This is a genomic window from Sphingomonas qomolangmaensis (assembly GCF_024496245.1).
Classification (GTDB): domain Bacteria; phylum Pseudomonadota; class Alphaproteobacteria; order Sphingomonadales; family Sphingomonadaceae; genus Sphingomonas; species Sphingomonas qomolangmaensis.
In genome coordinates this window covers 1,095,447-1,113,289 of record NZ_CP101740.1, presented here as the reverse complement: position 1 = coordinate 1,113,289, position 17,843 = coordinate 1,095,447, and the positions used below count along the sequence as shown (strand labels likewise).

Genomic DNA, 17,843 nt, shown 5'->3' with positions numbered 1-17,843 from the left:
GCGACGACGGCGTATATCCGGTGTATATACGCAAGGAACAGCGCATGACCGAATATCGTACCAAGGTATTCAAATCGGGCAACTCGCTCGCCATTCGCCTGCCCAAGGCACTTGGTCTGGAGGCGGGGATGGAGTTCGATCTGCTGCGCGACGATAGCGGTGCGATCCTCGCTCGACCAAAGCGCTCGGCGGGGGTGTCGCTGTCCGATCTGTTCGGCAGCTTTTCACCCGGTTTCATGGCGGAGGGGCGCGGCGATACCGAACAGAAAGAGCGTGACTGGTCCGAGGGATCGGCTGCCGCCTGATGGCGTTCCTGCTCGACACCAATAGCTGCATCGACTTTGCGCGTGGCCGCTCGATCGCGCTGCTCTGGCGGATGGATCGCGTCCCTGCCGGATCGCTTTCGATGTCGGCCATCACGTTGGCCGAGCTTTCCGTCGGGGCGCGCGCCGATCGAGACGATCAGGCAAAGCTGGATGCGCTGACGCAGATTGTGACGGTACATCCCTTCGATGCCGCGGCGGCCGAGGTATATGGCATGCGTGCCCGGATGTTGGGGGTACGACGCAAGAGCTTCGATCGGCTGATCGGCGCGCATGCCTTGGCGCTCGACCTTACGCTGGTTACCGCCAACGAGCGCGACTTCGCCGACCTGCCCGGGCTTCGGATCGAGAACTGGACTTTGCCGCTGTGACCTTCGCCACCACCATCCTCACCCTCTACCCCGAGATGTTTCCCGGCCCACTGGGGGCGTCGATCGCCGGGCGGGCGCTGCGCGAGGGGCGGTGGGCGCTAGAGGCGATGCAGATTCGCGACTTCGCCACCGACAAGCATCGCTCGGTCGACGATACCCCGGCGGGGGGCGGGGCGGGGATGGTGATGCGCGCCGATGTGATCGCCGCTGCGCTCGACAGCGTTGCGGGCGCGAGGCCGGTGCTGGCGATGACGCCGCGCGGTACGCCGTTGACGCAGGCACGGGTGCGCGCGCTGGCGGCGGGGCCGGGGGTGACGATCCTGTGCGGGCGGTTCGAGGGGATCGACGAACGGTTGTTCGAGGCACGCCAGATCGAACAGGTTTCGGTCGGCGACTACATCCTGTCGGGCGGCGAAATGGCGGCACTGACCTTGCTCGATGCTTGCATTCGGCTGCTCCCCGGCGTAATGGGCGCGGCTTCTAGCGGCGATGACGAGAGCTTCGAAACGGGGCTGCTCGAATATCCGCAATATACCCGACCGGTAGAATGGGAGGGCCGCACGATCCCCGAAGTGCTGCGATCGGGGGATCATGCGCGGATCGCGGCCTGGCGAAAGCAACAGGCCGAGGTCGATACACGGTCACGGAGGCCGGATCTGTGGGAGCGTCATGAGGACGCTCGGGTCCAGTCTCCCTCTGGCGCGCGGCGACAGAATAGGAACGAATGAGATGAACCTCATCCAGCAGATCGAAGCCGAACAGATTGCCAAGTTCGCCGCTTCCAAGACCATCCCCGAGTTTCGCGCGGGCGATACCCTCAAGGTCGGCGTGAAGGTCGTCGAGGGCGAGCGTACGCGTACCCAGAATTACGAAGGCGTGTGCATCGCGCGTTCGAACAAGGGCATGGGTTCGAACTTCACCGTGCGGAAAATCAGCTTCGGCGAGGGTGTCGAGCGCGTCTTCCCGCTCTACTCGCCCAACATCGAGTCGATCGAAGTCGTGCGTCGCGGCGTCGTCCGGCGCGCCAAGCTATATTATCTGCGCGGTCGTACCGGCAAGTCGGCGCGTATCGCCGAGCGTCGCGACCCGCGTCCGGCCAAGGCGACCGCTGCCGAGTAATCGGTGCGGGCTTGACGGTCGCCCAGGGGCGCGGTGGCTTCGGCTGCCGCGCCCTTTTGCTTTTGTCGGCGCGTTGCTTTTGCCAGCGCGTTGCTTTTGTCGGCCCGTGTGGACCAAGCACGGCGAGCGGTCGTTACGCTGTTGACGGGGCCGGGTAGCGATCGGCGCAGGTCGTTGGAAAGCGGGAAGAGATGGGCAGTTCGGACCAGGCACGCGTGGTGCGCAATACGTTGATCGTGCTGCTGCTGGTCGGCGTCGCGATGCTGCTGACCCAATTGTCGTTCGTGTTCCTGTTGATCTTTGCGGCGATCCTGCTGGCCACCTTGATCCGATCGGCGGCGCTGCCGTTCCTGCATATGGGGCTGCCCGATACGCCCGCGACGCTGCTGGGGCTGGCAGCGATCGTCGCGCTGCTGTGGCTTGCGGGGGGGCTGTTCGGAGCGCAGCTCGGGGAGCAGTTTGTGATCGTGGGCAACCAATTGCCCGGCGCGATCGCCCGCGCGCAGCAATGGGCGGCGGGCATCCCGTTTTTCCGATCGATGCTGTCGAGCACCCCCGACATCCAGAACGTCGCCGGGCGTGTGCTGACCTTTGCCTTCGGCGCGGTCGGCGCGGCGACCAATTTGGTGCTCGTAGTGATCGCAGCGATCTATCTGGCGCTGCAACCCGGGCTCTATGCCGGCGGCGTCGCCAAGCTGTTCCCCAAAAACGAAGGGCCGCGGGTTGCCGAGGCGTTGCATGCGAGCGGGTTGGCGCTGCGCAAATATCTGCTGGCGCAGTTCGTTACGATGGTCGCGGTGGGAACGCTGGTGGGGGTCGGGCTGACCTTCGTCGGGGTGCCCTCGGCCGCGGCGCTGGGGGTGATCGTCGGCCTCGCCAATTTCGTGCCGTTGGTCGGGCCGTTCATCGGTGCGGTCCCCGGCATCTTGCTCGCGTTCGCGCAGAGCCCCGAAACCGGGCTGGCTGCCACTGCGGTGTACATGGTCGCGCAGCAATTGGAGGGAAATTTGCTGACCCCTCTGGTGCAGCGCTTCGCGGTGTCGATCCCGCCCGCGCTGCTGCTGTTCGCGCTGGCGGGGCTGGGATCGCTGTTCGGCGTGCTTGGGGTGATCGTGTCGGCGCCGCTCGCGGTGGTGCTCTATACACTGGTGACGATGCTGTGGACGCGCGACGCGCTGGGGCACGACGTGAAGGTGCCGGGGATCGATCGCGGTGCGTGAGGCTTTACGCGACCGCCGCGGCTCGCGATAACGGCGCATGGTCCCGCGTTCGTCGGGCAACGTCACCGGAGAGCGAGGAATGCGTAGATGGTTGGTTGGGATTGCGCTCGCGTCGGTGAGCGGTCTTGCGATGGCGGCTGATCCGGTGGCGGCCCAGGCACAGGTGGCCACGCAAGCGGTGAAGCAGGACGGCGGCGCGCTGACGATCGACCGGGTGTTTTCGGGCCCCGATCTCAACGGGCAGAGCGCGCGCGCGGTGAAGCTGTCGCCCGACGGCAAGCTGCTGACGCTGCTGCGGGCGCGCGCCGACGAACCCAACCGCTTCGACCTTTGGGCGCTCGATACCGCGACCAGCGAGTGGCGGATGCTGGTCGATTCGAAGCAGGTCGGCAGCGGCGCCGAATTGTCCGAGGCCGAGAAGATGCAGCGCGAGCGCGCGCGGATCGGCGGATCGGCGGGGATCGTCGCCTATGATTGGGCACCCGATGGCAAGTCGATCCTGGTGCCGCTCGACGGCGATCTGTACCTGGCGACGCTCGATGGCCAAGTGCGCCGGCAGACGCAGACCGAGGGCGGCGAGCTGAACCCAGTGGTTAGCCCGGCGGGGGGCTATGTCTCGTTCGTCCGCGACCAGAATCTGTGGGTGCAGCCGCTGGGCGGCGGCCAGGCGCGGCAGGTGACCAAGGATGGCGCAGGCACGGTCCATTGGGGCGAGGCCGAGTTCGTCGCGCAGGAAGAGATGGATCGCTCGACCGGCTATTGGTGGTCACCGGGCGATCGGCTGGTCGCGGTCGAGCGGTTCGACGAAGCACCGGTCGGCATCGTCAGCCGCGCGGCGATCGGTGCCGAGGGCACGACGGTGTACGACCAGCGCTATCCCAAGGCGGGCACCGACAATGTCGCGGTCGAACTATATGTAATGCGGCCCGATGGGTCGGGGCAGGTCAAGGTCGATCTGGGGGCCGAGCGCGACATCTATCTGGCGCGGGTCAACTGGCTACCCGACGGATCGGCATTGCTGGTGCAGCGCCAGAGCCGCGATCAGAAGACGCTCGATGTGCTGCGCGTCGATCCGGCGACGGGCAAGTCGCGCGTGTTGTTCACCGAACGATCGGGCGATCGTAGCTGGGTGAACCTGTCGAACGGGCTGCGCACGCTCGACGACGGCAGCCTGATCTGGTGGTCCGAGCGCGACGGGCACGGGCATCTGTATCGCTTCCGCGACGGCAAATGGACGCAGCTGACCAACGGCGAATGGGAAGTCGCCGATGTGGTCGGCATCGACCAGGAAAAGGGGCGGATCACCTTCCTGGGCAACAAGGACGGCGTGCTCGAGCGGCACCTCTACACCGTCGACATCGCCAAGCCGGGTGCGGTGACGCGGTTGACCGAGGCGGGGTGGTGGCATGGCGCGAGCATGGATTCGAGCGGCACGCGGTTGATCGTGACGCGATCGAACGTCAACCAGCCGGCGCAGAGCTATCTTGCCGATGCGGCGGGCAAGCGCTTGTCGTGGATCAGCGAGAACCGCGTCGAGGGCGAGCACCCCTATGCGCCGTTCCTGGCGAGCCATCGCGAGCGCAAGTTCGGGACCTTCAAGGGACCCGACGGCACGACGCTGCACTATGAAATGATGACCCCGCCGCTCGAGCCCGGCAAGAAGTACCCGGTGTTCTTCCAGCATTATGGCGGGCCGCATTCGCAGACGGTGAGCCGCGCCTGGGGCGGGGCGCTGCAGCAGATGATCGTCGATCGCGGCTGGATCTGGTTCCAGATCGACAATCGCGGCGCCGCCAATCGCGGCAAGGCGTTCGAGGACCATCTGTACCACGCAATGGGCAGCGTCGAAGTGGCGGACCAGGTGGCGGGCGCGAACTGGCTGAAGCAGCAGCCCTTCGTCGCGCCCGACAAGATCGCGACCTATGGCTGGTCCTATGGCGGCTACATGACGCTCAAGATGCTCGAGGCCGCACCCGGCGTGTTCGCCGCGGGGATCGCGGGCGCGCCGGTGAGCAAATGGGACCTGTACGACACGCACTATACCGAACGCTATATGGGCGATCCGCGCGTCGTGCCCGATGCCTACAAGACCTCGAACACCGTCGAGGATGCGGGCAAGATCACCGATCCGCTGTTGCTGATCCACGGCATGGCCGACGACAATGTCGTGCTCGAACACTCGACCGTGATGATGGCCAAGCTGCAGCAGAATGCGCGGCCCTTCGAGGTGATGCTGTACCCTGGCCAAACCCACCGCGTCGGCGGCGCGGGGGTGAGCCAGCATCTGTGGGGGACGATCTGCGACTTCCTCGACCGCGAGGTGGTGGCAAAGCCAGCGCGATAGTTGCGTTTGTGCATGCCCTAGCGAAAGGGTCTTTCAATCGGAGCGCGCCCGCGTAAACAGCGGGCCGCGCCGTTCGCGCGCCTAATACGGGATAATGGATCATGGGTTATCGGGTGGTGGTCGCAGGCGCGACCGGCAATGTCGGGCGCGAAATGCTCAACATCATGGCGGAGCGCGAGTTTCCCGCCGACGAGATCGCGGTGCTGGCATCATCGCGCTCGGCGGGCGAGCTGGCCGATTATGGCGAGACCGGGCGCAAGCTGAAGATCCAGAATATCGAGCATTTCGATCCCACCGGCTGGGACATGGCGCTGTTCGCGATCGGCAGCGAGGCGACCGCGATCCACGCGCCGCGCTTTGCCGCCGCCGGCTGCGTCGTGATCGACAATTCGTCGCTCTACCGGATGGACCCCGATGTGCCGCTGGTGGTGCCTGAAGTAAATGCCGAGGCGATCGACGGCTACAAGGCCAAGAATATCATCGCCAACCCCAATTGCTCGACCGCGCAGATGGTGGTGGCGCTCAAGCCGCTGCACGACGCCGCCAAGGTGCTGCGCGTGGTCGTTGCGACCTATCAGTCGGTGTCGGGCGCGGGAAAGGCGGGGATGGACGAGCTGTTCGAGCAGAGCCGCAACATCTTCGTCGGCGACAGCGCCGAGCCGCGCAAGTTCACCAAGCAGATCGCGTTCAACGTGATCCCGCACATCGACAGCTTCCTCGACGATGGATCGACCAAGGAAGAATGGAAGATGGTGGTCGAGACCAAGAAGATCCTCGACCCCAAGATCAAGGTGATCGCGACCTGCGTGCGCGTGCCCGTCTTCGTCGGCCATTCCGAAGCGGTCTATGTCGAGATGGAGCGCGAGCTTTCGGCCGAGGACGCACAGAACCTGCTGCGCGAGGCACCGGGGATCATGCTGGTCGATAAGCGCGAGGATGGCGGCTATGTCACCCCGGTCGAGTGCGTGGGCGATTACGCGACCTATGTCAGCCGCGTGCGCGAGGACCCCACGGTCGAGAACGGCCTGGCCTTCTGGTGCGTGTCGGACAATCTGCGCAAGGGCGCTGCGCTGAACGCGGTGCAGATCGCCGAACTGCTGGGGCGGCGGCATCTCAAGAAAGGTTGAGCGATGCTAGCATAAGTGCTATCATTCGCAGATGGCACAGATGACAGTTCGGCAGATCGACGACCGTCGCTACGAGCAACTGAAAACGCGGGCGCGGTTGAAGGGTGTTTCGGTCGAGGCGCTTGCGCGCGATGCGATCCACGAGATCGCCGAACTGACGCCCGAGGAAAAACGCGCGTTGGTGCAGCGGATGCAGCAAGCGGGCGAGCGCGCGAAGGTATCGGGGGTCGCGCAAACGCCGGGTTGGCAGCTGGTTCGGGAGGATCGTGACGGTGATCATTGATGCCAGTGTCGGCGTCAAATGGATCGTTCCCGAAGAAGATCACCAAGCCGCCGCAGCTCTGATCGGCGATCAGCGATTATATGCGCCGGCCTTGTTCTTCAGCGAGGTCGGCAATGCATTGGTCAAAAAGCATCGTCGTGGGGAAATTGTCATTGCCGAGGTGGTTCAATCCTTTGCCGATTTGCCGCTGCTGATCACCAGCGTCGATGAATTGCACGTGATGGGCCGGGCGATGGAATTGGCCACCGAACTTGGCCATAGCATCTACGACTGTGTCTATGTTGCCCTGGCCGAAGACATGCGGGTCGAGCTGGTGACGGCCGACCTGAAGTTTCTCGCAAAGTTGGAAGGGCATGCCGCGCGACGACACGTCGTGCCGCTGAGGGAAAGCGCATGACGGCTTCGATAACTTCGATCCACCATTTCACCAGCTTCGACGGCACCAAGATCGCCTGGACCGAGGTCGGCGAGGGCAGCCCCGTGGTGCTGATCCACGGCTATATGTCTGACGCGCATACCAATTGGGTGCGCTATGGGCATGCGGCGAAGATCGCCGCGGCGGGGCGGCGGGTGATCATGCCCGACCTTCGCGGGCATGGGCACAGCGATCGGCCGCACGATCCTGCGGCCTATCCCGCCGATGCGCTGGCGATGGATGGCGAGGCGCTGATCGCGCATCTGGGGCTGACCGATTACGACCTGGGTGGCTATTCGCTCGGCGCGCGCACCGCGATGCGGATGCTTGCGCGCGGGATCGTGCCTGCGCCCAAGCGTGTGGTGTTCGCCGGCATGGGGCTCGAAGGGTTGCTCGACACCCATCGCCGCGCCGGGCATTTCCGCGACATCCTCGACAATCTGGGCAGCTATGAACGCGGATCGCCCAAATGGATGGTCGAGGCGTTCCTTAAGACCACCAAGGGCGACCCGGTGGCGCTGCGCCACGTGATCGATACCTTCGTCGATAGCTCGCGCGAGCAGGTGCTGGCGGTCGAGCAGCCGGTGCTGGTGTTGGCGGGCGAGGAGGATGACGACAACGGATCGCATGCCGAACTCGCCGCGATGCTCGCCAACGCGACGTTGGTCGAGGTGCCCGGCGGGCATATGAGTTCGGTGACCAAGCCCGAAATGGGCGATGCGCTGGCGGCGTTCCTGCGCGACTGAGGCACCGGGCCGTGCTTGCGGCTATTCGGTACGAACGGAAGGCTCAGCTTCGGGGATTGTGCTTTCATCGGCGATCCCGGCTGCGAACGACGCGCTCGAGTCGGTGCCGTCGGGCTGGTGCGCGCCGGTCGCCTGGACGGCGAACACCGGCGGCTGCGGCTTGCGGGTGAGCAGATAGGCGGCGGCGCCGAGGCCAGCGATCACCGTCGCAGCCGCCAGCGGACGCATCTGCGCTTCGAGCGTCACGCTCTGGCGACGGACATAAATGTCCTGGTTCGATCGCTCACGGCCATCCTTCCGTGGTTCGAACAGATTGTCCTCGGCACCGACTTCGGCAGGCTGGTCGATCGTTTGCGCGGTGCGGCCCATGAAGCTTTCGATCACCAGATCGGTCATGCGCGGCATCGCATTGCCGAGCCCCGAGATCATCAGCCCGACCCCGCCGACGGTGAGTTCGCGCTTGCGGTTGGCCGCGGCGAAGCAGATCGCCTTGGCGACCAGTTCGGGATCGTAGACGACCGGCGGGATGCGAGCCGGCGCGCCGATCTTGTTGCGCGCATGTTCGGGATAGGGCGTGTCGATCCCCGCAGGCTTGATGAGCGTGATCGACACCGGCTTGCCCGCGGCTTCGACCTCGGTGCGCAGCGCTTCGGTGAAGCCGAGCACCGCATGCTTGGCGGCGCTGTACGCGCCCTGCAGTGAGATCGCGCGTTCGGACAATACCGAGCCGATGTTGATGAGCGCGCCGCCGCCGCGTTCGTCGAGCCGGGGCACCGCGAACAGCGACGCCCGCACCAACGCGAAATAGCCGACTTCGAAGACGCGACGATGCTCCTCGATGCTGGTGTCGAGCAGTTCGGCATACATCGCCGCCGCCGCATTGTTCACCCAGGTGTCGAAGCCGCCGAAGCGTTGGTCGGCGAGCGCGCCGATTCGCTGCGGCGCATCCTCGTCGGCGACGTCGAGCGCGATATAGGCCGCCTTGCCGCCGCGCAGGATGATCCCCTCGGCCGCCTCGCGCACCGCATCCTCGTTTCGCGCGACCAACACGACCCGCGCGCCCGCACGGGCCGCACGACGCGCGGTGGCGAGGCCGATCCCCGAAGAGGCGCCGGTGATGACGATCGTCTGTTCGGCGAGCGGCTTGAGTGCGATGGCCATGCTGAAACTCCTGCTGGGATTTGCCTGGTCAACGCGCGAGGCGGCCAAGCTCTCCCAACAAGATCAACGAAAGGGGGGTTCGTTGAATGCGCGCAGCTTTCGGCTGTGCAGCTTGGCGCCCTCGCGGCGTAGTTCCTCGCACGCCTCGATGCCGATCCGCATATGCTCGCTGATCGCGCGTTCGTAGAAGCGGTTGGCCTGGCCCGGCAGCTTGAGTTCGCCGTGCAGCGGCTTGTCCGAGACGCACAGCAAGGTGCCGTAGGGTACGCGGAAGCGATAGCCCTGTGCGGCGATCGTCGCCGATTCCATGTCGATCCCCACCGCGCGGCTGAGCGAGAAGCGCAGTGCCGAGGCCGAGAAGCGAAGCTCCCAGTTGCGATCGTCGGTGGTGACGATCGTCCCGGTGCGCAGCCGGCGCTTGAGGTCGTCGCCCGACTGGCCCGAGACGGTCGCGGCAGCGCGCGCGAGGGCAAGCTGCACCTCGGCGATCGCGGGCACCGGGATCGCGGGGGGCAGCACTTCGTCGAGCACGTGATCGTCGCGAAGATAGGCGTGCGCCAGCACATAGTCGCCGATCCGCTGGCTGGGGCGCAGGCCGCCGCAATGGCCGATCATCAGCCACGCCTCTGGCCGCAGCACCGCCAGGTGATCGGTGATCGTCTTGGCGTTCGACGGCCCGACGCCGATGTTGACCAGCGTGATGCCGGTGCCGTCGGGGGCGATCAGGTGGTAGGCGGGCATCTGATGCCGCCGCCACGCGCTGTCGGTGACGATCTGGTCGGGATCGCCGCCGGCTTCGATATACAGCCCGCCGGCGCCCGACAGCGCGGTGAAGCGGCTGTCGGTATTGAGCTGCCCCAGCCCCCATTGGACGAATTCATCGACATAGCGGTGATAGTTGGTGAACAGGATGTAGCGCTGGACATGTTCGGGCGGGGTGCCGGTGTAATGCCGCAGCCGCGCGAGGCTGAAGTCGGTGCGCAGTCCGTCGAACAGCGCCAGCGGACGCGTCTCGTCGGTGCTGACCCACAGCCCGTCGGCGATCTCGTCGCCGATATGCGCGAGTTCGGTCGCGGGGAAGAAGCGCGCGAGTTCGAGCGCCGAGACTTCGTCGAGCTGCAGCGCGTGGCCGGGATCGAGCACGTACGGGAAGGGGATTTCCTGCGTGCCCGCGACCGCCGATACCTCGACCGCATAATCCTCGATCAGCAAGGTCAGCTGCTCGACCAGATAGTCCGCGAACATCGCGGGCTTGGTGACGCTGATCCGATAGTCGCCCGCGGTGACGAGCCGCCCGAACGAGCGCAGCGGAGTCGGGCGTTCGGCACCGCCGGTATAGCGGACGCGGATTTCGGGATAGGCGAACGATCCGTCGCTGCGGCTGTGCGGCGGCGGGGTCGTGCCGTCGGCGAGATAGGCGCCAAGCGCTGCCTGGAGGCGCGCCACCGAGGCGCGGTAGAGCCGATCGAGTTCGGCGACGATGTCGGATGCCTGTGTCATCCCAAGCGGCTATCGCGCGCGCGTGAAGCTGGCAAGACTTCGGCATTGGCGGCGCGATGGCCGGACGCGCATCGGGGCCGGCGCGCGGGGCGATCCCCGGTGCGCCGACCCCGGCAAGTTGAGCGGCGGATCAGCCCTTGGCGGTGGTGCTCGCCGGCTTCTTCGCCGCAGTCTTGCGCGGTGCGGCGGGCTTCTTCGGCGTAGCCGGCGCCTTGGGCGCGCTCGACTTCGACGGCGAAGCCTTCTGCTTTTCCATCAGCTTGCTTACCCCGAAAGCGGCGCCAGCGACGGCGGCGGCAGCGCCTGCGACGATCGCCGCGGCGGCGACGGGGTGGCGGCGCGCCGAGTCGACCGTGGTCTCGGTCGCCGATTCGATCTTGTCGCGCGCGGCGCCCGCAGCCTTGGCGGTGGCGTCGCTCGCCTTCGACAGCTGCTTGGTCGCAGCCTCGGTGAGTTGGGCAACCTTGCCCTCGGCGGTGTCGTTGGCGGCGGTGTCGTTCTGGAAACGCTCGGTGGTCATGAATTTCTCCCTTCGCACCTGCAAACCGTTACGGGGGCGATGTTGTTCCCTTACGGCCATCCGTCGCCCCCGTCAGCGGGCTTAGAGCTTGTCGACCAGATAGTCGGCCGAGCTCACCTTGAACTCGCCGGGCGCTTCGACGTGGAGCTGTTCGACGACGCCGTCGTTGACGATCATCGCGTAACGCTGGCCGCGCTGGCCCATGCCATAGGCCGAGCTGTCGGTATCGAGGCCGATCGCGCGCGCGAACTCGCCATTACCGTCGGCGAGCATCGTCACCCGGCCATCGGCTTCGTTGGCCTTGCTCCACGCCGCCAGCACGAACGCGTCGTTGACCGCGGTGCAAGCAACCTCGTCGATCCCCTTCGAAAGGATCTCATCGGCGCGCTCGATGAAGCCCGGCAAGTGCTTGACCGAGCAGGTCGGGGTGAAGGCGCCGGGAACCGAGAACAATGCGACGCGGCGGCCGGCAAAGAAATCGTTGGTGGTAACCTGGTCAGGACCGGCTTCGGTCGCCTTGACGAGGGTGGCTTGGGGCAGTTTCTCGCCGATTGCGATGGCCATGATGTCGATGCTCCCGTGAAATGCGCCCACGCGGCGCGGTGCGCGGCACTTCGGGGTGCGACGATAAGTTTTCAAGCGGTGGCGGATCGCGGGCAGGGGGCATATGCTTAACCGATGATCGACGAGACCCCCTATCTGACCGGCCAGTTCCTGCTGGCGATGCCCGGCATCGGTGACCCGCGCTTCGACCGCGCAGTGATCGCCATGTGCAGCCATGACGACGAGGGCGCGCTCGGCGTCGGCATCGGCGCGGTAATCGACGGGCTGACGCTGGGCGATGTGCTGCGCCAGTTCGAGATCGAGCCGGGGATCGTCGGCGATGCCCCGGTGCATTTCGGCGGCCCGGTCGAACCGCAGCGCGGCTTCGTCCTTCATTCGAACGATTGGGGCGGGCAGGATTCGATCGACGTCGCGGGCCGCTGGGTGCTGTCGGGCACGGTCGACGTGCTGCGCGCGATCGCCGACGGCACCGGGCCGTCGCAATGGCTGGTGGCGCTCGGCTATGCGGGATGGAGCGAAGGGCAGCTCGATGGCGAGATGACGCGCCACGGGTGGTTTAACACCCCGGGTGACGTCTCGCTGCTCTACGACGCCCCCGCCGAAGCGCGCTGGGAGGCGGGGTTTTCGCAAGCGGGGATCGACCCGCGGCTGCTCGCGAGAAGCGCCGGGAGCGCCTGACCGAACACATATAAAGATATCTTTATATTGAGTTTGCGTTTGGCAGGCGGATTGGCTAGGGAAGCGGCAGCACCGACGGGCGACTTGCGCCTGCCGGCCTCTTTTCACGACCCGGGAGATTTTCCAGTGGCCACCGCCCCCGTTCTCGACACCAAAGATTATGTCGTTGCCGATATCAGCCTCGCCGATTTCGGCCGGATGGAAATCGACATCGCCGAAACCGAAATGCCCGGCCTGATGGCATTGCGCGAGGAATTCGGCGCGTCGCAGCCGCTGAAGGGCGCGCGCATCACTGGTTCGCTGCACATGACGATCCAGACCGCGGTGCTGATCGAGACGCTGACCGCATTGGGTGCCGACGTCCGCTGGGCGACGTGCAACATCTTCTCGACGCAGGACCACGCTGCCGCCGCGATCGCCGCGACCGGCGTGCCGGTGTTCGCGATCAAGGGCGAGAGCCTGGCTGATTATTGGAACTATGTCGGCGACATCTTCAACTGGGGTGCCGACACCGACGGTACGACCGCCAACATCATCCTCGACGATGGCGGCGACGCGACGATGTTCGCGCTCTGGGGTGCCAAGCTCGAAGCCGGCGCAACGCTGAGCGAGCCCGAGAATGACGAGGAAGTCGAGTTCCAGCGCGCGCTCAAGGCGTTCGTCGCAAAATATCCCGGCTACCTGACGCAGACGGTCAAGAACCTGAAGGGCGTCTCGGAAGAGACCACCACCGGCGTCCATCGCCTGTACGAGATCGCCAAGAAGGGCGAGCTTCCCTTCCCCGCGATCAACGTCAACGACAGCGTCACCAAGTCGAAGTTCGACAATCTGTACGGCTGCAAGGAATCGCTGGTCGACGCGATCCGTCGCGCCACCGACGTGATGCTGGCGGGCAAGGTCGCTTGCGTCGCCGGCTTCGGCGATGTCGGCAAGGGCTCGGCACAGTCGCTGCGCAATGGCGGCGCGCGCGTGATGGTGACCGAGATCGATCCGATCTGCGCATTGCAGGCGGCGATGGAGGGCTTCGAGGTCGTGACGATGGAAGAGGCGGTCAAGCGCGCCGACATCTTCTGCACCGCAACGGGCAATGCCGACGTCATCACCGCCGATCACATGAAGGCGATGAAGCCGATGTCGATCGTCTGCAACATCGGCCATTTCGACAGCGAGATCCAGATCGCCGCGATGTCGAACTACAAGTGGACCGAAGTGAAGCCCGGCACCGACCTGGTCGAGTTCCCCGACGGCAAGCAGATCATCGTGCTCGCCAAAGGCCGGCTGGTGAACCTGGGCTGCGCGACCGGTCATCCTTCGTTCGTGATGTCGGCCAGCTTCACCAACCAGGTGCTGGCGCAGATCGAATTGTGGACCAAGGGCGATGAATATCAGAACCAGGTCTATGTCCTGCCCAAGCATCTCGATGAAAAGGTCGCCGCGCTTCATCTCGAGAAGCTGGGCGTCCAGCTGTCGCAGCTGACCCCGAAGCAGGCGGGTTATATCGGCGTGCCGGTCGAAGGGCCGTTCAAGCCCGATCACTACCGCTACTGATCGGTCGAACCGAGTAGAGAAGGGGGCGTCGGTATCCACCGGCGCCCCTTTTTATTTGCGCCCCGCGCGATCGGCTGCGGCGCCCCCTTCCGCGCACCGCCGCCGCGTTCTAGGGCTATGGCATGATGCGAAGGCGGGGCAGGGGTTCGGTTCGGGACGGCCGGACATGATCGACACGGACATCTGGCAGGTCGTGCTTGCCGGGATGGTGCTGGCTGCGCTGGTGGGGGGCGCCGGGTGGTCGCTCTATACCGGGCTGGCGCTCCGTGTGCGGGCGCGTGCGGGTGAGCGCGACAATGCGCGGTTGTGGGCGCTGGTGCGGGCCGCGCCGGCGCGCGCGATGGTGGTGCGCGCCGACGGGCAGGTCGAGCTGTCGAGCCATCTCGCCGATTGGTTGGGGCTGCAGGCGCCGGCGCGCGATGTCACGGGGCTGTCGGCGGGCGAGGAGGGGCTGGTGCGCGAGGACCGCGACGCGCTCGCCCACGCGATCGACGTCGCCGCCAAGGCGGGGCGCGGATTTCGCTTGCCGGTGCGCGCGCAAGGGTCGGCGCGGCTGATGCTCGCGGTGGGCGAACGCGCCCCCGATGCACTGGGAGCGACCGGCGGGGTGCTCGTCTGGTTCTTCGATGCGACCGAGATGCAGGGCGAGGTCGCGCGGCTCGCCGATCGCGCGCAGCGGCTCGAGGACGCCTATACCGCGCTGACCGGGCTGATCGAGGCGGCACCGATGCCGATGTGGTATCGCGGGCACGATCTGCGGCTGGCGATGGTCAACACCGCTTATGTCCACGCGGTAGACGCCAGCGATGGCGAGGATGTCGTCGCACGGCAGGTGGAGCTGATCGAACGATCGGCGCTCGGCGGGCCGATGGCGCAGGCGGCGATCGCGCGCGATACCGGGGCGCCGCAGGTCAGCGCGATGCCGACGACGATCGCCGGCGCGCGGCGGATGCTGCGCGTCCACGACGTGCCGCTCGCCGATGGCGGCACCGCGGGCTTCGCGATCGATATCGAGGAGCTCGAACAGGCGCGCAGCGGCATCAAGCGCTTCGGCCAGGCGCAGCGCGCGATGCTCGATCGGATTTCAGCCGGCGTGGTCCAGTTCGGCCCCGATCGCGCGATGGTGTTCTGCAACCAGCCGTTCCGGCGGATGTTCGCGATGCGCAGCGAATGGCTGGCCGATCGCCCCGAATTCGATCGCGTGATCGAACGGATGCGCGAGGCGGGGCGCTTGCCCGAGGTCCGCGACTTTCCCGGCTGGAAGGCCGAGCGGCGCGAATGGTTTCGCTCGGCCGAGGCGTCGATCGAGGAGAATTGGCACCTCGCGGGGGGCACGCATCTGCGCGTGGTGGCGCAGCCCTTGCCCGATCGCGGGCTGCTGATCATCTTCGAGGACCGCACCGAGCAGGTGCAATTGGCGAGCGCGCGCGACACGCTGCTGCGCGTGCGCACCGCGACGACCGAGAATTTGTTCGAGGCGGTGGGGGTGTTCGCCGCCGACGGTCGGCTGCAATTGTGGAACAACAAGTTCCGCACCGTCTGGGGGTTTTCGACGTTGCTGCTCGCCACCCATCCGCGCGTCGACGCGCTGGCGCGCGAGGCGGCGCATCGCCTCGCCAAGCCCGAGCGCGCGATGCTGATCGCCGAGCTGGTACGATCGGCGACCGCCGACCGGCTCCAGCGCGGCGGGCGCGTTGCCTTTGCCGACGGGCGCCATTTCGAGTTCGCCGCGGTGCCGCTTCCCGATGGAAACGCGCTGCTGACGATGCTCGACATCTCGGACAGCAAGCGGATCGAACAGGCGCTGCGCGATCGCAACGAAGCGCTCGAAGCCGCCGACGAGGTCAAGACGCAGTTCGTCGCCAATATGAGCTATGAGCTTCGCACGCCGCTGACCTCGATCAAGGGGTTCGCCGAGATGCTCCATGCAGGCTATGCCGGGCCGCTGAGCGAAAGCGGGACCGGTTACACCGCGGCAATCCTCGAATCGGTCGAGCGGCTGGGCACCTTGGTCGACGACGTGCTCGATCTGACGCAGGGCGATGCACCCCCGGTCCGCGAGCGGATCGACCTCAAGCCCGCCGCCGAGGCGGTGGCGGCGGGGCTGGCGGCGGCGGCGGCGGACAAGGCGATCGACTTCGCGGTCGAGGCGCAGGAGAGCGCGGGCGTGGTGACCGGCGATGTCCGGCGGATCGGCCAGGCGATCGAGCATGTGCTTCGCCACGCGCTGGCCGAAACCCCGCCGGGGGGCCGGATATTGCTCCACGTCGACGGCACCGACGAGGGCGCACGGATCGTCGTTTCCGATGACGGGCCGGGGATGGACGCGAAGGCGCAGGCGCGCGCGTTCGATCGGTTCGCGCGGCATGGCTTCAACGGCAGCGGCGAACGCGCGCTGGGGCTCGGCCTGCCGCTCGCCAAGCAGTTCGTCGAGGCGCATGGCGGAACGATCAGCCTGGTGTCCGAGCCGGGACAGGGGACGCTGGTGACCATCGCGTTGCCGCGAACATGATCCGCCTGATTGGCGATGCCGAAAGCCGCGCGTTCGGCGCCAAGCTCGCCCGCGTGCTGGCCCCGGGCGACGTCGTCACGCTGAGCGGGCCGCTGGGGGCGGGCAAGACCAGCATCGCGCGCGGCTTGCTCGCCGAGCTGGGGCTGGCGGGCGAAGCACCGAGCCCGAGCTATGCGATCGTCCAGCCCTATGCCCCGCCCGAACTCGCGCTTCCGGTGCTGCATGTCGATCTGTACCGGATCGAGGACGAGGACGAGCTGCTCGAACTCGGGCTCGACGATGCGCGGCATGATTCGGCGTTGCTGGTCGAATGGCCCGAGCGCGCAGGCGCGCATTGGTGGCATGATGCACTCGCGCTGACGCTTGTGGTGGCCGAGGACGACGCGCGCGTCTTGACAGCGCAGGTGCCGGCGGCTTGGAGGGCGCGATGGCCCCTGACCTGAACCCGCCTGCCGCCGCCGTCCCGTTCCTGGCTTCGGTCGGGTGGGACGATGCCGAAATCCAGCCGCTTGCCGGCGATGCCTCGTTCCGCCGCTATTTTCGCGTCGTCGCGCCCGGGCGCAGCGCGATCCTGATGGACGCGCCGCCGCCGCACGAGGACCCGCGCCCGTTCCTGGCGGTCGCGCGCTGGCTCGGCGAGCGTGGCTTTGCCGCCCCCGCAATCCTGGGCGAGGAGCTCGGCGAAGGGCTCGTACTGATCGAGGATTTCGGCAATGCGCGGATGCGCGAGACCGCCGACGCCGCACCCGAAAGCGAATTGCGGCTCTATGAAGCCGCGATCGATGTGCTGGTCCGCCTGCATGGCGAGGCGCCGATGGCGCTCAAGCCCTATGACATGGCCGAATATCAGCGCGAAGCTGGGCTGCTGGTCGACTGGTATTGCCCCGCGATCGGGTTGACGGTCGATCTGGAGAGCTACCGCGCCGCCTGGGCGCAGGTGCTGGAGCCGCTCGGCGATGCGCCGATCGTGACCGTGCTGCGCGATTATCATGCCGAAAATCTGATGCTGATCGAAGGCAGCGAGACGCTGGGGCTGCTCGATTTCCAGGACGCGCTGGCGGGGCATCCCGCTTATGATCTGGTGTCGTTGCTGCAGGATGCGCGGCGCGACGTGCCTGCAGCATTGGAGGCCGCGATGCTCGATCGCTATCGCCGCACCACGGGTGCCGACCGCTCGTTCGAAACCGCCTATCATGTGCTCGGCGCGCAGCGGAACGCCAAGATCATCGGCATCTTCACCCGCCTGTGGAAGCGCGACGGCAAGCCGCGCTACCCAACCTTGTGCCCGCGCGTGTGGGACTATCTCCACCGCGATCTGGCGCATCCGGCGCTGCGCCCGGTCGCCGACTGGTTCGACGCCAACATCCCCGCCGCCAAGCGCGGCGACCCGACCTTGCTGGAAGCCTGACACC

The 17,843-nt window shown here is 66.5% G+C and carries 19 protein-coding genes; 15 read left to right on the top strand and 4 right to left on the bottom strand.

The genetic code is table 11. The annotated features are described in order from the left end of the window. Window positions 1-44 precede the first annotated feature (44 nt). From NMP03_RS05265 to NMP03_RS05220, 10 genes are all read left to right on the top strand, one after another. The gene (locus tag NMP03_RS05265) at window positions 45-305 is read left to right on the top strand and encodes an antitoxin (protein WP_256507465.1); all 261 of its coding nucleotides are present in this window, start codon (window positions 45-47) and stop codon (window positions 303-305) included. Then, window positions 305-694, top strand: coding sequence for a type II toxin-antitoxin system VapC family toxin (locus NMP03_RS05260; RefSeq protein ID WP_256507464.1), 390 nt, complete (start codon window positions 305-307; stop codon window positions 692-694). Before NMP03_RS05265 ends, NMP03_RS05260 begins: the two co-directional genes overlap by 1 nt. Continuing rightward, on the top strand, window positions 691-1,422 hold the full coding sequence (gene trmD / locus NMP03_RS05255) for a tRNA (guanosine(37)-N1)-methyltransferase TrmD (RefSeq protein ID WP_256507463.1): 732 nt from the start codon (window positions 691-693) through the stop codon (window positions 1,420-1,422). The genes NMP03_RS05260 and trmD overlap by 4 nt, the downstream gene beginning before the upstream one ends. A gap of 1 nt (window position 1,423) precedes the next feature. Further along, window positions 1,424-1,813 (top strand): 50S ribosomal protein L19, encoded by a 390-nt coding sequence (rplS, locus tag NMP03_RS05250; protein WP_256507462.1) that lies wholly within the window; start codon window positions 1,424-1,426, stop codon window positions 1,811-1,813. Between the two features lie 191 nt (window positions 1,814-2,004). Further along, the gene (locus tag NMP03_RS05245) at window positions 2,005-3,033 is read left to right on the top strand and encodes an AI-2E family transporter (RefSeq protein ID WP_256507461.1); all 1,029 of its coding nucleotides are present in this window, start codon (window positions 2,005-2,007) and stop codon (window positions 3,031-3,033) included. 79 nt (window positions 3,034-3,112) lie between these two features. After that, a complete protein-coding gene (locus NMP03_RS05240; protein WP_256507460.1) occupies window positions 3,113-5,377 on the top strand; it encodes a S9 family peptidase in 2,265 nt (754 codons plus the stop codon). Between the two features lie 101 nt (window positions 5,378-5,478). Further along, on the top strand, window positions 5,479-6,504 hold the full coding sequence (locus tag NMP03_RS05235; protein ID WP_033921242.1) for an aspartate-semialdehyde dehydrogenase: 1,026 nt from the start codon (window positions 5,479-5,481) through the stop codon (window positions 6,502-6,504). A 31-nt stretch (window positions 6,505-6,535) separates the two neighbouring features. After that, window positions 6,536-6,787: a FitA-like ribbon-helix-helix domain-containing protein gene (locus tag NMP03_RS05230; protein WP_033921243.1), complete on the top strand. Its 252-nt coding sequence runs from the start codon at window positions 6,536-6,538 to the stop codon at window positions 6,785-6,787. Then, window positions 6,771-7,184: a type II toxin-antitoxin system VapC family toxin gene (locus NMP03_RS05225; protein ID WP_256507459.1), complete on the top strand. Its 414-nt coding sequence runs from the start codon at window positions 6,771-6,773 to the stop codon at window positions 7,182-7,184. The genes NMP03_RS05230 and NMP03_RS05225 overlap by 17 nt, the downstream gene beginning before the upstream one ends. Continuing rightward, window positions 7,181-7,948, top strand: coding sequence for an alpha/beta fold hydrolase (locus tag NMP03_RS05220; RefSeq protein WP_256507458.1), 768 nt, complete (start codon window positions 7,181-7,183; stop codon window positions 7,946-7,948). The genes NMP03_RS05225 and NMP03_RS05220 overlap by 4 nt, the downstream gene beginning before the upstream one ends. Before the next feature lie 21 nt (window positions 7,949-7,969). Here NMP03_RS05220 and NMP03_RS05215 read toward each other — a convergent pair whose 3' ends face one another. The 4 genes from NMP03_RS05215 to NMP03_RS05200 form a co-directional block, all read right to left on the bottom strand. Then, on the bottom strand, window positions 7,970-9,109 hold the full coding sequence (locus NMP03_RS05215; protein WP_256507457.1) for an SDR family oxidoreductase: 1,140 nt from the start codon (window positions 9,107-9,109) through the stop codon (window positions 7,970-7,972). A 63-nt stretch (window positions 9,110-9,172) separates the two neighbouring features. Further along, the gene (locus NMP03_RS05210; protein WP_256507456.1) at window positions 9,173-10,609 is read right to left on the bottom strand and encodes an AMP nucleosidase; all 1,437 of its coding nucleotides are present in this window, start codon (window positions 10,607-10,609) and stop codon (window positions 9,173-9,175) included. A gap of 130 nt (window positions 10,610-10,739) precedes the next feature. Then, entirely contained in the window at window positions 10,740-11,129 is a 390-nt protein-coding gene (locus NMP03_RS05205; RefSeq protein WP_256507455.1) for a hypothetical protein, read from the bottom strand. A gap of 81 nt (window positions 11,130-11,210) precedes the next feature. After that, window positions 11,211-11,693 carry a peroxiredoxin gene (locus tag NMP03_RS05200; RefSeq protein WP_256507454.1) on the bottom strand — a complete coding sequence of 161 codons (483 nt, stop codon included), beginning with the start codon at window positions 11,691-11,693 and terminating at the stop codon, window positions 11,211-11,213. 117 nt (window positions 11,694-11,810) lie between these two features. Here NMP03_RS05200 and NMP03_RS05195 point away from each other — a divergent pair, with 117 nt between their 5' ends. From NMP03_RS05195 to NMP03_RS05175, 5 genes are all read left to right on the top strand, one after another. Further along, window positions 11,811-12,371, top strand: coding sequence for a YqgE/AlgH family protein (locus NMP03_RS05195; protein ID WP_256508020.1), 561 nt, complete (start codon window positions 11,811-11,813; stop codon window positions 12,369-12,371). Between the two features lie 198 nt (window positions 12,372-12,569). Then, window positions 12,570-13,919 (top strand): adenosylhomocysteinase, encoded by a 1,350-nt coding sequence (gene ahcY / locus NMP03_RS05190; RefSeq protein ID WP_256508019.1) that lies wholly within the window; start codon window positions 12,570-12,572, stop codon window positions 13,917-13,919. 166 nt (window positions 13,920-14,085) lie between these two features. Further along, window positions 14,086-16,431 carry a sensor histidine kinase gene (locus NMP03_RS05185; protein ID WP_256507453.1) on the top strand — a complete coding sequence of 782 codons (2,346 nt, stop codon included), beginning with the start codon at window positions 14,086-14,088 and terminating at the stop codon, window positions 16,429-16,431. Beyond that, window positions 16,428-16,874 (top strand): tRNA (adenosine(37)-N6)-threonylcarbamoyltransferase complex ATPase subunit type 1 TsaE, encoded by a 447-nt coding sequence (tsaE, locus tag NMP03_RS05180; protein ID WP_256507452.1) that lies wholly within the window; start codon window positions 16,428-16,430, stop codon window positions 16,872-16,874. Before NMP03_RS05185 ends, tsaE begins: the two co-directional genes overlap by 4 nt. Next, window positions 16,859-17,839 (top strand): aminoglycoside phosphotransferase family protein, encoded by a 981-nt coding sequence (locus NMP03_RS05175; RefSeq protein ID WP_256507451.1) that lies wholly within the window; start codon window positions 16,859-16,861, stop codon window positions 17,837-17,839. The genes tsaE and NMP03_RS05175 overlap by 16 nt, the downstream gene beginning before the upstream one ends. Window positions 17,840-17,843: the final 4 nt, after the last annotated feature.

What these genes read in the sequence shown, in the direction of transcription:
- NMP03_RS05265 (WP_256507465.1), top strand. Translation starts at nt 45, where the DNA reads ATGACCGAATATCGTACCAAGGTATTCAAATCGGGCAACTCGCTCGCC.
- NMP03_RS05260 (WP_256507464.1), top strand. Translation starts at nt 305, where the DNA reads ATGGCGTTCCTGCTCGACACCAATAGCTGCATCGACTTTGCGCGTGGC.
- rplS (WP_256507462.1), top strand. Translation starts at nt 1,424, where the DNA reads ATGAACCTCATCCAGCAGATCGAAGCCGAACAGATTGCCAAGTTCGCC.
- NMP03_RS05245 (WP_256507461.1), top strand. Translation starts at nt 2,005, where the DNA reads ATGGGCAGTTCGGACCAGGCACGCGTGGTGCGCAATACGTTGATCGTG.
- NMP03_RS05240 (WP_256507460.1), top strand. Translation starts at nt 3,113, where the DNA reads ATGCGTAGATGGTTGGTTGGGATTGCGCTCGCGTCGGTGAGCGGTCTT.
- NMP03_RS05235 (WP_033921242.1), top strand. Translation starts at nt 5,479, where the DNA reads ATGGGTTATCGGGTGGTGGTCGCAGGCGCGACCGGCAATGTCGGGCGC.
- NMP03_RS05230 (WP_033921243.1), top strand. Translation starts at nt 6,536, where the DNA reads ATGGCACAGATGACAGTTCGGCAGATCGACGACCGTCGCTACGAGCAA.
- NMP03_RS05220 (WP_256507458.1), top strand. Translation starts at nt 7,181, where the DNA reads ATGACGGCTTCGATAACTTCGATCCACCATTTCACCAGCTTCGACGGC.
- NMP03_RS05215 (WP_256507457.1), bottom strand. Translation starts at nt 9,109, where the DNA reads ATGGCCATCGCACTCAAGCCGCTCGCCGAACAGACGATCGTCATCACC.
- NMP03_RS05210 (WP_256507456.1), bottom strand. Translation starts at nt 10,609, where the DNA reads ATGACACAGGCATCCGACATCGTCGCCGAACTCGATCGGCTCTACCGC.
- NMP03_RS05205 (WP_256507455.1), bottom strand. Translation starts at nt 11,129, where the DNA reads ATGACCACCGAGCGTTTCCAGAACGACACCGCCGCCAACGACACCGCC.
- NMP03_RS05200 (WP_256507454.1), bottom strand. Translation starts at nt 11,693, where the DNA reads ATGGCCATCGCAATCGGCGAGAAACTGCCCCAAGCCACCCTCGTCAAG.
- ahcY (WP_256508019.1), top strand. Translation starts at nt 12,570, where the DNA reads ATGGAAATCGACATCGCCGAAACCGAAATGCCCGGCCTGATGGCATTG.
- NMP03_RS05185 (WP_256507453.1), top strand. Translation starts at nt 14,086, where the DNA reads ATGATCGACACGGACATCTGGCAGGTCGTGCTTGCCGGGATGGTGCTG.
- tsaE (WP_256507452.1), top strand. Translation starts at nt 16,428, where the DNA reads ATGATCCGCCTGATTGGCGATGCCGAAAGCCGCGCGTTCGGCGCCAAG.
- NMP03_RS05175 (WP_256507451.1), top strand. Translation starts at nt 16,859, where the DNA reads ATGGCCCCTGACCTGAACCCGCCTGCCGCCGCCGTCCCGTTCCTGGCT.